This is a genomic window from Amycolatopsis regifaucium (assembly GCF_001613935.1).
Lineage (GTDB): Bacteria > Actinomycetota > Actinomycetes > Mycobacteriales > Pseudonocardiaceae > Amycolatopsis > Amycolatopsis regifaucium.
In genome coordinates this window covers 1,213,649-1,225,869 of sequence record NZ_LQCI01000034.1, presented here as the reverse complement: position 1 = coordinate 1,225,869, position 12,221 = coordinate 1,213,649, and the positions used below count along the sequence as shown (strand labels likewise).

Sequence of the window (12,221 nt, the reverse complement as noted above, 5' to 3'; positions counted from 1 at the left end):
CGAGACTCCGCGCGGTCAAGCCGCGATCGCCATTTCCGGCCGCCGGTGGCGGCGCGCGGCGACCGTGAGCCGCATGCTGAACAAGATCCACGCCCCCGAAAGGACCGCGCACGGGACGCTGATGATCAGCCGGGCGGGCTCCAGCAGCCCGGTCGCGCCGCTGTACATCGCGAGTGCCAGCAGATTCAGCCCCAAGGCCCCGGCCACGGACAACGAGACCGGCCGCGCCGTCGCCGCACCGTCCGCGCGCCGGGAGAGCAGCCGCGCGATGATCACGCCGCCGATCGCGACCGCCGGGGACAGCGCCGCCAGCGTGTCGGCCGCGCCGATCGCGCGGAGGTACCAGCCGGGCGTCGACCCCGCGTACCGCGACCACTCGTCGGAACTCAGCACCCGCGCGAAGTCCCAGGCGAAGATGAACACCGGGACCCCGACGATCAGCTCCCACAGCACGCGAATGTCGCGACGAAGTCCCAGTTCGGCCTGGTAGGCACGGGCGATCAGGTCGACCGGGCCGAAATCGGCGACGGCCCGTCGTTCGGCTTCCGCCGCTTCGACGCCGCCCTCGCGATACGCCTCGGCAGCGTCGTGCAGACCATCCCTCGCCTCGGTGAGCAGATCGGCCTTGGCCCTCGCCGGCCCGCTCAACCCGCTGGCCAGCTCCGAGAGGTAAGGCTCGATCGCGCTCATGCCGTGCTCCCCCCGAGGACACCACCTATGACCGTGGTGAACTCCTGCCACTCCGCCCGTTCCGCGGCGAGCGCCTTCTGCCCGGGGCGGGTCAGCCTGTACGTACGACGTTTGCGACCGGACACCACGTCCCACTCGCTGGCGAGGAATCCGGCGCGCTCCAACCGGCGGAGCGCCGGATAGACGGTGCCCGTCGGCAGGTCCAGCGCCCCGTCGCTGCGCAGCTGGAGCGCCTCGATGATGGCGTATCCGTGCAGCTTCCGGCCGTCGAGGACGGCGAGGAGCAGCGCGTCGAGGTGCCCGCGCAGACTGTCGGCCTTCATAGATAGACAGTCTACACATTATCGATCATCAGGGTACTGGGGTTCTGCCCGGAAGCGCCTCAGGGAATGTCCCCTAGATCACCCCGATTTCATAGATTTAGTGGCTACATGTAGGCAGCCTACGTATACAGTGCATCGGCATGGACGCACTCCCGATCGCGAGACTCCAGTTCGCGACGACGACCTCGTTCCACTTCCTGTTCGTGCTGCTCACACTGGGGCTCGTGACACTCGTCGCGGTGATGCAGACACGCTCCGCGCTCGGCGGCAAGCCCGAGCTGATGCGGATGACGCGCTTCTGGGGCAGGCTTTACGTGATCAATTACGCGCTGGGAATCGTCACCGGAATCGTGATGGAATTCCAGTTCGGGCTGACCTGGACCGGGTTGTCCACGGTCGCGGGCGACGTCTTCGGCGCGCCGCTGGCCATCGAGACGCTGGTGGCGTTCTTCGCCGAATCGACCTTCCTCGGCCTGTGGATCTTCGGCTGGGGGCGGCTGAACAAATGGGTCCACCTCGCGCTGATCTGGCTGATCACGCTGACCGCCTACGCCTCGGCGTTGTTCATCATGGTGGCCAACTCGTTCCTGCAGAACCCGGTCGGAACCCACGCCGAGAACGGGGTGCTGAAACTCGACGACTTCGGCGCGCTGTTCACCAACCCGGCGCTGGCGATGTCGCTGCCGCATGTGCTGAGCGCGGCGCTGATGACCGGTGGTTTCTTCGTGGTCGGCGTCAGCGCGTACCACTTCATCAAGCACACCAAGGAGATCGAGTTCTTCCGGCGTTCGATGCGGATCGGCGTGCTGACCTCGCTGGCCGGGTCCACGATGGTGATCGGCTTCGGTTTCGCGCAGTTCGCGCCGCTCGGCGAATACCATCCCGACAAGCTCAGGTCACCGGGGCCGCTGGTCGGCGCGCCACTGGGGTTCATGATCCAGATCGGGTTCATCGCCTTCCTCGCCTCGATCCTCGGCACGCTACTGCTGTACCGGAACTGGATCACCAAGGTGCGGCCCCTGCTGTACATGATGGTGCCGGCCATCTCGCTTCCGTTCATCGCCGCCATCTTCGGCTGGCTGGTGCGGGAGATCGGCCGTCAGCCTTGGCTGATTCGCGGACAGCTGACCACCGCCGACGCCGTCGCGGCGATTCCCGCGGGCCAGGTCCTGTTCTCGTTCGTCGCTTTCACGGTGCTGTTCGCGGTACTCGCGATCGCCGACTGGGTGTTGATGTCGCGGGTCGCCAAACGCGGCCCGGAACCCGAAGAAGAGGCGACGGCGCCTCGTGCCGAACTTCCCGTCCTGAGCGGAGTCTGACCCATGGTGATCCTGTGGTGGTGTGTGCTCGGTTTCCTGACCGCGGGCTATTTCGCGCTGGCGGGCTACGACTACGGCGTCGGGATGCTGCTCGGCAGGCTCAGCCGTGACGAGGGCGAACGGCGGCGGGTGCTCGGCGCGTTCGGCCCGTTCTTCCTGGCCAACGAGGTCTGGCTGGTGGCCGCGGTCGGCGTCCTGTTCGGCGCTTTCCCGCAGCTGGAAGGAAAAGTGTTCTCCGGGGCGTACGTTCCGGTCGTCACCCTGCTGCTCGGGCTGGTCACGTTCACCGCGGCGGTGCAGCTGCGCAGCAGGCGGCCGGACGCCGGACGCGGCACGTGGACACTGGCGATCACCGTCGGCGCCTGGGTGACGGCGGTGTCCTGGGGCGTGTTCCTCGGCAACCTCGTTCTCGGGCTCCCGCTCGACGTCGCCGGGCTGCCGACCGGCGGTGTCCTCGCCGCGTTCGAACCGTACGCGCTGCTGTGGGGAGCCGGGTTCGTCGCGCTGTTCGCCTTGCAGGGAGCGGCTTTCCTCGCCGTCCGGGCACCGTCCGAGTTCACCGCCCGCGCGAACCGGACGGCCAAGGCGTTGCTCGCACCCGCGTTCGCGTTCCTGGTCGTGGCGGTCGGCTGGGGCGCCTTCGAGGCCACCGCGTCGTGGACCGTAGTGCCCGCGATCGTGCTGGCGTTCGGCGCGTTGGTGGCCGCGGCCGCGGCACTGCGCGCCGGACGGCACAGGTCGGCACTGGTCGCCACGATGGTCCTGTCGGCGTCGCCAGTGCTGGCCGTCGGGACACTGCGCCTTCCGGACGCCCTGGTGTCCTCTGTGGATGGTGGGTTCTCCTTGAGCTTGACCGAAGCCGCCGCCAGCACCGAAACGCTCGGTCTGCTCTCGTTCGTCCTGCCGCCCGCGCTGGTGGTCATCGCGGCGGTGCAGTGGGTGACCTGGCGGCGGAACGCCGGGCGGGTCGACCAGCGCTCGCTGCTGCACTTCTAGGAGCCTGTGATGCTTCCCCTTCCCGGACTGCGGCGTCATTTCGGCGCGCTGGCCGTCCTCGGCACGCTGACCGCCGCGGCGATCCTCGTCCAGGCGGACGGCCTCGCGACGCTGCTGACCGGCGGCGGGATGACCTGGACGCTCGCGGCCGCCATCGTAGTCCGCGTGCTGCTCGCGGGCGTCCAAGGTGGTCTCGGCGGCCGGTTCGCGGCGACGGTCAAAGCCGGCCTCCGCAAACGGCTTCTCGGTGCGGAAGCGGAAAAGCCCGGTGAGGTCGCGACACTGGTGACGAAGGGGATCGACGCCGGTGACGCGTATCTGACCGGCTATCTGCCGACGCTGGTGCTGTCGGCGCTCGTGCCGGTCGCGGTGCTCGTCCGGCTGTCCGCCGCGGATCTGGCGTCGGCACTGATCATCACCGCGACACTGCCACTGATCCCGGTGTTCGCGATCCTGGTGGGACAGCACACGAAGGCGAAGACGGCCAAGCAGTGGCGGCTGCTTTCCCGGTTGGGCGGGCATTTCCTCGACGTCGTGCGCGGACTCGGCACGCTCAAGGTGTTCGGACGGGCCGAGGCGCAGGCGAAGACGGTGCGGGCGATGGCGGACGCCCATACGGACGCGACGATGCGCACGCTGCGGGTCGCGTTCCTGTCCGCGCTGGTACTGGAACTGGTGGCGACGCTGTCGGTGGCGCTGGTCGCGGTGCCGATCGGCTTCCGGTTGCTGGAGGGCGGAATGGTCGTGCACACGGCGGTACTGGTGTTATTGCTCGCCCCCGAGGCCTACCTGCCGTTGCGGGCGGCCGGGGCGAAATTCCACGCCGGCGCCGAGGGGCTCGCGACCCTGCGTGAGGCACTGACCGTCTCATCGGCGGAGGTCGTCCGTGGTTCGCAGGCCGCCCGCCTCGGCGCGCCGAAGATCGTGCTGGAGAAGGTCAGCGTGACCTACGGCGATCAGGTGGTGCTGTCCGAAGTGGACATGGCGATCGAGGCGGGAGAGCACGTCGCGCTCGTCGGCCCGAGCGGTTCCGGAAAGAGCACGCTGCTGGCGGTGCTGCTGGGGTTCGTCACGCCGACATCCGGTCGGGTCCTCGTCGACGGCGTCGATTTGCGGGAACTGGATCCGGGACCGTGGCGGGCGGGGACGGCGTGGGTACCGCAGCGGCCGACGTTGTTCGCGGGCACCGTCGAGGAGAACATCGCCATGGGCCAGGTGCCGGACGTCCGGGCGGCGGCCCGCGCGGCGGCTTTCGACGAGGTCGTGCGTGGCCTGCCGGACGGTTACCGGACGCGGATCGGGGAGCTGGGCGCGCCGCTTTCGGCGGGCCAGCGGCAACGCCTCGGCCTCGCGCGGGCGCTCGCCCGTACCGAAGCGGGGCTGGTACTGCTCGACGAGCCGACCGCGCGGCTCGACGCGGAGACCGAAACCGCCGTGCTCGGCGCGACCCGTGCACTGCTCGCCGGCCGGACGGCGGTCCTCGTGGCCCACCGGCCCGCGATGGCCGCGCTCGCCGGCCGTGTATTCGAGGTCCGCGGCGGCACCGTGAGAGAACGGGAGCTGGCGTGAACGTGTGGGGAGTGTCCACAAAGGATGTCGTCCGGCTGGTCCGTGCCGGGCTGATCGCCTCCGGCGCCGAACTGGCCGGGCTCGCGTTGATGGCCACCGCCGCGTGGCTGCTGCTGAAGGCGGCCGAGCAGCCGCCGCTGGCTTCGCTGACCGTGGCGATCGTCGCCGTCCGGACGCTCGCGTTGCTGCGCGGCGGCCTGCGGTACGCCGAGCGGCTCGCCGGACACGAAGTCGTCCTGCGTTACCTCGGCGCGTTGCGGACGCGGGTGTACACCTCCTTGCTGCCGCACCGGGTTTCCCGGCACTCCGGCGGCGATCTGGTGACCCGGCTGGTGTCCGATGTGGACGCGGTGCAGGACGCGATCCTGCGCTGCCTCCTGCCCGCCGGGGTCGCCGCGTTCGTCGGCTTGGCCTCGACCACGGTGGCGCTGATCATCAGTCCGGCGGCCGGATTCACCTTGGCGCTCGGCCTCGCCGTCGCGGGCATCGTCCTGCCGTGGCTGTGCGTGCGGATCACCCGCTCAGCGGCGGAAGCGAGCGCTCCGGCGCGGGCCGATCTCGCCGAACGGGCGGTCGAGCTGGTCACCGGACGACGTGAGCTGATCGCGTACGGCGTCCACGAGTCCACTGTGGACGCGGCACACACCGCCGTCGACGCGCTCGCCGCGCGCGACCGGGCGACGGCGAACCGGACCAGCCTGCTGGCCGCGGCCGGGATGCTGGTCCAGCTGCTCACCTGCGTCACGATCGCGCTGGTCGCCGGGGTTTCGACGCCGCTGACGGCGGCACTGGCGCTGGGCGCGCTGACCGTGTTCGAGCTGGTCCTGCCCCTGACCGCGGCGGCCCAACGCTGGGTCGAGGTCCAGACTTCGGCGCAGCGGGTGCGCGCCCTGCTGACCGAACCCGCTCCCGCACGCGGAACCGCGGTGCCCGAACCGGGCCACCTGCGGCTCGAAGGCGTCGGTGTGCGGTTCCCGGGCCGGGCTCCGGCGCTGGAGGGCGTCGACCTCGACCTTCCGCCGGGGAAGCGCGTCGGGATCCTGGGTCCGAGCGGTGCCGGGAAGACGACGGTGCTGAACGTGCTGCTCGGGTTCGTGGCGCCGACGTCCGGGCGGGTCGTCCTGAAGGGAAAGCCGCTCGACGAGTACGACCCCACGTTGCTGCCGTCGGTGGTTTCGGGCGCGCTCGCGGACGCGCACGTCTTCCATACGACGGTCCGTGAGAATCTGCTGCTCGCGAAGCCCGGCGCCACGGACGCCGAGCTGCTCGAAGCCTGCTCCACGGCGGGTTTCGACCTGCCGCTGGACCGCGAGGTCGGCTCGGACGGTGACGCTCTCTCGGGCGGGCAGCGCCAGCGGCTCGTGCTGGCGCGGGCGGTGCTGGCCGCGCCACCGATCCTGGTGCTGGACGAGCCTGTCGAGGGATTGGACCCGGAACACGGCGACGCCGTCCTGGCCGACGTCCTCGCGGCAGCGCGCGGCACCGTCGTTCTTGTGACGCACCGGGAAGCGCACGTCGCGGGCTTCGACGAGGTGTTACGACTCGGCTAAGCCGCGTACATCGCGCATCGGCGGCCGATCGCTGATCGACACCTCGGCGACCTCCGGCAGCCATTCGCCGGATAAGTGCACGAACTGGGTGAGCTGGGCCGGATCGTCGGATTTGATGCCGCAGCGCGCCAGCGCGGTCCCGAGGATTTGCCGCGCCATCACGCCCAGCTGGAGCAGCGAACGGTTGCGATGCTTGCGTACGCCGAGGTTGACCTGTGCGAGCCCTTCGAGGCCGTAGCTCGCTTCGGCGTCGAGGATGAGCCCGATCTCGACGCCGTATCCGGCCGCGAAGGGCACTGATTCGAGGAACTCGCGCGTCGCGGCGTACTCACCGCCGAGAGGCTGGATGAGCCCGGACAGCGACGGGCGCAGCGCCGACAGGACCGGTCGCGCCAGCAACTCGGTGACCCTGCCGCCGCCGCTGCTCTCCAGGCGCAGCGGTCGGCGGTAGAAGCCCTTGACCAGGTGGACGTCGTCCTCGCAGAGCAGCGGGCCGAGCAACGTCGGCACGAACGCCGGATCCGGGTCGACGAGGTCGGAGTCGAGGAACACGACGAGATCCCCGGTCGTCGCGGCCAGCGACCGCCACAGCACCTCGCCCTTGCCCGGCACCGGCGGCAGCTCGGGCAGGACGTCCTCGCGGTGCACCACCCGGGCGCCGGCGCGTTCGGCGAGTTCGGCGGTGGCGTCGGTGGAGCCGGAGTCCATCACGACCAGCTCGTCGACGACCGTGCCCAGCAGAGGCCGGACCGTGCCCACGACCTCGGCGACGGTGTCCTCTTCGTCGAGTGCCGGTAGCACGACCGAAACCGTCCGGTCACCCTTCGCAGCGAGGATGTCGTCGAGCGTCCAATCGGGGTTTTGCCACGTACGCCGCTCGAACCAACTCATGAGTAGTGATCGTGCCATGCTGGAGTCCGACACCCTGTCGATGGAGGAACCTTGCTACCGCTACTCGTCCGATTCGTGCTGGGCCCGCTGGTCAGGGCCCTGTACCGCCCCGACATCCGCGGCGTGGAGAACATCCCCGCCGAGGGCCCGGTGCTGCTGGCACCCAATCACCGGGCGGCGCTGGACACCGGCGTGATCACTTTCACGGCGATGCGGCAGGTCAAGTTCCTCGGCAAGGCGGAGTACTTCACCGGCCGCGGGCTCAAGGGCAAACTGATGGCGGGTTTCCTGGGCGGCCTCGGTTACGTCCCGGTCGAACGCGGCAACGCGCAGGCCGGTCTCGCCGCGCTGGAGGCGGCGCGGAAGGTGCTCGACGCGGGCGGCGCGTTCGCGATCTACCCCGAAGGCACCCGCTCGCTGGACGGACGGCTGCACCGCGGCCACACGGGCGTCGCGGCGCTGGCGCTGGCGACCGGCGCGAAGGTCGTCCCCGTCGCGCTCTCCGGCACCGAGCACCTGCAGCCCGCGGGGAAGCGGATCCCGCGCCGGGCGAAGATCACCGTCACCTACGGCGCGCCTTTGGACTTCTCGCGGTACGAGGGACAGGACTCGTCACCGGCGATCCGGCGCTCGGTGACCGACGAGATCATGTACGCGATCCTGGAGCTTTCGGGGCAGGAGTACGTCGACTCGTACCACAAACGCCCTGATCAGAGCGCTGCTTGACCGGCTCGCGTGTAAGTACATGACCTGCCCGAGGGTGGGTCCGCTGGCGTCGCCGCACCGTCTCACACCTTGAGCTCGTGCCGACCGGCAACCCGCACCAGCGGGTGACCAAATACAAGTCCCCCAAAGAGTCCTTCACGGTCAGGCGGCTACCGGGCTCACCCACCGTAGGTACCTAAAACACCCTTGGCTAGAACGACCTAAGGCACTCACGAGAACTCGGCGCGACCCCAGGCGATAGCAAAGGTCCCTTGCTCCCTTTTGCTCCTGTGCTCGCCTCCGCCGCCGCAATGAAAGGCCCCTTCCTTGCAAATTTTGCAAGGAAGGGGCCTTTCATTGCACGCGCGAGTCGGACTCTGGCGACATTTAGCGCATTCCGGCCACAGCCGCCACCGAAGAGCGCTACTTAGCCCACTTAGGCCGCGGAGGAGGCACGTAGCCCGCGAAGCCGTCCAGAAGGACCGAAGCGTCCGAGTCGATCAGAAGCATGTCCCGGTACCCCGCCGACAAGAAGCCCTCCGACACCATGTGGTCGGCGAACTTCAGCAGCGGCGCGTAGTACCCGCCGACGTCGACCAGGCCGATCGGCTTCTCGTGCAGTCCGAGCTGGGCCCACGTCCACACCTCGAACAGCTCCTCCAATGTCCCGGCCCCACCGGGCAGCGCGAGGAAGCCGTCGGACAGCGCGGCCATCTTCGCCTTCCGCTGGTGCATGTCGGCGACGACGTGGAGTTCGGTCAAGCCGGCGTGCGCGATCTCGACGGTGCCCAGCGCTTCCGGGATCACGCCGATCACCTCGCCGCCCGCGGCCAGGGCGGCGTCGGCGATGACGCCCATGGTGCCGACCGAAGCGCCGCCGTAGACCAGGCCGATCCCCCGTTCGGCCAGCAACGCGCCCAGCGCCCGGGCCTCGGCCGCGTAGCGCGAGTCGAAGCCCATCGACGAGCCGCAGAAGACGCAGACCCTGCGCGGCGCCGCCATCAGTGGGTGTCCTCCCATGCCTGGTACGACTCCTGCACGACGCGCACGGCGTCGTCGATGTCGTCGGTGACATGCAACAGGTCGAGATCCTTCTCGCCGATTTTGCCCTCGGCGAGCAGCGTCTTGGAGATCCAGTCGTACAGACCGCCCCAGTAGTCGCTGCCGAACAGCACGACCGGGAACTTCGTGACCTTCTTCGTCTGCACCAGGGTGAGCGCCTCGAACAGCTCGTCGAGCGTGCCGAAGCCGCCGGGCAGGCAGATGAACGCCTGCGAGTACTTGATGAACATCGTCTTGCGGGCGAAGAAGTACCGGAAGTTGACGCCGAGGTCGACCCACGGGTTCAGGCCCTGCTCGAACGGCAGCTCGATGCCGAGGCCGACGGAGAACCCGCCCGCCTCGTTGGCACCGCGGTTCACCGCCTCCATCGCTCCGGGGCCACCGCCGGTCATCACCGCGAACCCGGCGTTGGCGAGCGCGGCGCCGAGCTCGCGGCCGAGTTCGTACTCCGGGTTGTCCCGTTTGGTGCGCGCCGAACCGAACACCGTCACCGCGCGCGGCACCTCGGCCAGCGCGCCGAAACCCTCGACGAACTCCGCCTGGATCCGCAGTACCCGCCACGGGTCGGTGTGCACCCAGTCGCTCGGCCCCCGTGAGTCCAGCAGGCGCTGGTCGGTGGTGCTGCCCTGGTCACGGCGATCCCGCCGCAGCACGACCGGGCCCTTGTGGCGCTCGATCGGACGTTCCGGGTACTGGCCGTCGGGGAACTCGCTTGTCTCACTCACCTCGCCAAGACTACGACGTCGTCACGGTCCGGAGCGGCAGCATCGCCGCGAACAGGTGTTGTCGGATACGCGAACGCGGGGCCCGCCGGTGAGCGGACCCCGCGATCACGCCTCAGGAACGTCCGGTCAGCGCGAACGCGAGCATGGCCGTCGAGGTGAAGTCGATGGCGGGCTCGTTGCTCGGCCACGAGGCGATGTCATCGGCGTAGCGGACCTCGGGGGTGTCGAAAATTTCGAAGGGCTTCTTGCAGTCCTTCGAACCGGGCGGGAGTTCCATGTGCTCGAAGTTCTCCGCTCCGTTGGGGCCGTTCACGACGGCGCCGTAGAGCAGTTTCCCCTCGCCGGCGAGGTTCGCCGCCTGATGGTGCGGGCACCGCGGATACGTGGTGCCGACACCGACGACCAGCGAGACGCCCCAGGCGTTCGCGCCGAGGGTGAAGTTCCGCTGCTGCGAACCGAACGCGGCGTACCGGCGGTCACCGGTCAGGTCCGCGTACAGCCGCTCGGTCGCGGCGAACCCGAAGCTCTTGCTGGCCGCGTCGAATTCCTTCACCGAGACGGCGGTCCGGAAAGGACTCTGAGCCGCGCTCGCGACACCTTCGTCGAGCTGACGGCGGAGGTCGCCGATCAGCTCCTTCGGACCCAGCGCGGCCCCCGGGACGCCGTGCCGCAGGAGCTTCGCCAGTTCGGCGTGCGCCAGCGCGCTGGTGTCGTACAGGTTGAGCGTGCTCTTCTCCTCGACATCGATGTAGGCCTTCGCCCAGTGCGACGCCTGCCGCGTCCATTCCGCTGCCCGCGGGTCCCGCAAAGCCTTGCCCGCCAGTGCCAGCTGCGTCGCGCCGAGTTCCATGTCGTCCCGCCAGGACGACTCCGGGTAGTACGCGTGCGGGAACGCGGTGACCAGTTCGCCGACGTTCTCGGTCTTGGCCTGTGCGAACACCGAGGCGGCTTCGGCGAGGTACTTCTTCGCCACCGAAGGGTCGCGCCTCGACTCGATCTGCGCGCCGAGCGCGAACGCGGCGGCCACCCGGCCGGCGAGGTTCGGGCTGAGCGCGGAACCGCCCGGGTTCGCCGGGAAGACGGGCCGGTGCTTCACGAAATACTTGGGATCACCCGGTTTCACGTCAAGCGGATCGTCGTCGTGCGGGTTCCGCCAGACGTCGTGGTCGCCGAGGAAGCCGAACTTGTCGCTGCCCGTCCCGATCCCGACCTGGGCGTAGAGCGTCTTGCCCTTCTCGTCCCACATCTTGTCGAGCCAGTCGAGGCCGAGCTTGACCTCCTTGGCCAGCGCGGGATCGTAGCCCTCGCGGAGCACGTAACCCAGCTCCGCCAGCGAGTACGCCGTGTTCGACGTGAACTTGACGAAGTCGCCCGCGTCGACCCAGCCGCCCTCGACGTCGATCGGCCCGCCTGCCGGCTTCAGCGGTTCGGTGATCTCGTCGCCGAATTCACCGCCGAACGCGGGCCATTCGTAAATCGTGGCCTGTTTGTCGGCCAGGTGCGAGGGTTTGCGGTCGAGACGGCCGGGGATGATGTCGTCACCGTCGCGCTGCGCCTGGAAGAACTCGTTGGTGGCACGGACGAGCGGCGTGAAGAGCCGGTCCTTCGTGTCCACCCGGAACGTCGGCGACGTCGCCTTGGTCTCGCCGCTGACCTCGATCCGGTACTTGCCCGGCAGCCAGACCTTCGACAGGTCGAGTTGATACACCGCCGGGTACTTCGCGTTCCACGCGCCGAGCGAGGCGCCGGTCCGTCCACGGTGGACGGTCCGGCCGCGTTCGTCGATCACCGAGAACGACCCCGGCGCGCTGGACAGGAGATAGGCGTGCTTGGTCTCGGTGATGCCGTAGCCGACCTGGTCGACCCGGACCTCACCTGGTACCGCCGCCGCGGCCGAAACCGCCGGAACCGTCAAACCCCCGAGGACCAGTGCCGAAACCGCGGCCACTGCCCGGGACCAGGAACTCATCATCATCGGCGCCCCGCTCACGCTTGATCGTATTTAGTTAAGAAAGTTTCCTTTTTATTGCGCACGACGCTAGCGCGCCGACCACCTCCAGTCAATATGTCCGTTTCACCCGACCGACGCCTTCAGTTGCCCGCCGGAAAACCACAGGATTCGAAGCATGGTTGGCGGGTATCCCACTGGTGACCGAATGGAGCTCCGATGACCCTCACCTGGCACGAGCGCATGTCCGGCTGGCACAAATCGAGCTACACGCACTGGGAAGAGAACGCCTGTGTCGAAGTCGGCACCGAGGGCGCTTTCGTGGGCATCCGCGACACCAAGCAGCACGCACTCCCGCCCGAGGTCAGACCGGTGCTCGTAGTCTCCGCGGCCGGCTTCACCGCGCTTCTCACCCACCTGTCCGGCTGAGCGCGGATGGCCGG

12 protein-coding genes are annotated in these 12,221 nt (G+C 69.0%); 6 read left to right on the top strand and 6 right to left on the bottom strand.

Features of this window, described 5'->3' with window-relative positions; genetic code table 11:
* Nucleotides 1–15 precede the first annotated feature (15 nt).
* Together AVL48_RS29810 and AVL48_RS29805 are read right to left on the bottom strand one after the other, a co-directional pair.
* Nucleotides 16–690: a permease prefix domain 1-containing protein gene (locus AVL48_RS29810; RefSeq protein WP_061988408.1), complete on the bottom strand. Its 675-nt coding sequence runs from the start codon at nucleotides 688–690 to the stop codon at nucleotides 16–18.
* Entirely contained in the window at nucleotides 687–1,013 is a 327-nt protein-coding gene (locus AVL48_RS29805) for a helix-turn-helix transcriptional regulator (RefSeq protein WP_061988410.1), read from the bottom strand. Before AVL48_RS29805 ends, AVL48_RS29810 begins: the two co-directional genes overlap by 4 nt.
* Nucleotides 1,014–1,153: 140 nt before the next feature.
* On the opposite strand from AVL48_RS29805, the gene AVL48_RS29800 reads away from it, so the two are divergent.
* The 4 genes from AVL48_RS29800 to cydC are packed head-to-tail and all read left to right on the top strand — an operon-like array spanning nucleotide 1,154 to nucleotide 6,447.
* A complete protein-coding gene (locus tag AVL48_RS29800; RefSeq protein ID WP_061988412.1) occupies nucleotides 1,154–2,332 on the top strand; it encodes a cytochrome ubiquinol oxidase subunit I in 1,179 nt (392 codons plus the stop codon).
* Nucleotides 2,333–2,335: 3 nt separating this feature from the next.
* Nucleotides 2,336–3,328 (top strand): cytochrome d ubiquinol oxidase subunit II, encoded by a 993-nt coding sequence (locus AVL48_RS29795; protein ID WP_061988414.1) that lies wholly within the window; start codon nucleotides 2,336–2,338, stop codon nucleotides 3,326–3,328.
* Between the two features lie 9 nt (nucleotides 3,329–3,337).
* Complete coding sequence (gene cydD, locus AVL48_RS29790; RefSeq protein ID WP_061988416.1) at nucleotides 3,338–4,897, top strand: thiol reductant ABC exporter subunit CydD; 1,560 nt, start codon at nucleotides 3,338–3,340, stop codon at nucleotides 4,895–4,897.
* Nucleotides 4,894–6,447 (top strand): thiol reductant ABC exporter subunit CydC, encoded by a 1,554-nt coding sequence (gene cydC, locus AVL48_RS29785; RefSeq protein ID WP_061988418.1) that lies wholly within the window; start codon nucleotides 4,894–4,896, stop codon nucleotides 6,445–6,447. The genes cydD and cydC overlap by 4 nt, the downstream gene beginning before the upstream one ends.
* Here the strand turns inward: cydC and AVL48_RS29780 are convergent.
* Nucleotides 6,433–7,338, bottom strand: a complete 906-nt coding sequence (locus tag AVL48_RS29780; RefSeq protein ID WP_061988419.1) for a glucosyl-3-phosphoglycerate synthase — start codon at nucleotides 7,336–7,338, stop codon at nucleotides 6,433–6,435. The genes cydC and AVL48_RS29780 overlap by 15 nt on opposite strands.
* Before the next feature lie 51 nt (nucleotides 7,339–7,389).
* Here AVL48_RS29780 and AVL48_RS29775 point away from each other — a divergent pair, with 51 nt between their 5' ends.
* Complete coding sequence (locus tag AVL48_RS29775) at nucleotides 7,390–8,064, top strand: lysophospholipid acyltransferase family protein (RefSeq protein WP_061988421.1); 675 nt, start codon at nucleotides 7,390–7,392, stop codon at nucleotides 8,062–8,064.
* 402 nt (nucleotides 8,065–8,466) lie between these two features.
* On the opposite strand, the gene AVL48_RS29770 is transcribed toward AVL48_RS29775, so the two are convergent.
* The 3 genes from AVL48_RS29770 to AVL48_RS29760 form a co-directional block, all read right to left on the bottom strand.
* A complete protein-coding gene (locus tag AVL48_RS29770; protein ID WP_061988423.1) occupies nucleotides 8,467–9,045 on the bottom strand; it encodes an LOG family protein in 579 nt (192 codons plus the stop codon).
* A complete protein-coding gene (locus AVL48_RS29765; protein ID WP_061988425.1) occupies nucleotides 9,045–9,830 on the bottom strand; it encodes an LOG family protein in 786 nt (261 codons plus the stop codon). The genes AVL48_RS29770 and AVL48_RS29765 overlap by 1 nt, the downstream gene beginning before the upstream one ends.
* A gap of 112 nt (nucleotides 9,831–9,942) precedes the next feature.
* Complete coding sequence (locus AVL48_RS29760; protein ID WP_061988453.1) at nucleotides 9,943–11,805, bottom strand: glycoside hydrolase family 9 protein; 1,863 nt, start codon at nucleotides 11,803–11,805, stop codon at nucleotides 9,943–9,945.
* Between the two features lie 192 nt (nucleotides 11,806–11,997).
* On the opposite strand from AVL48_RS29760, the gene AVL48_RS29755 reads away from it, so the two are divergent.
* Entirely contained in the window at nucleotides 11,998–12,207 is a 210-nt protein-coding gene (locus AVL48_RS29755; protein WP_061988455.1) for a DUF397 domain-containing protein, read from the top strand.
* Nucleotides 12,208–12,221: the final 14 nt, after the last annotated feature.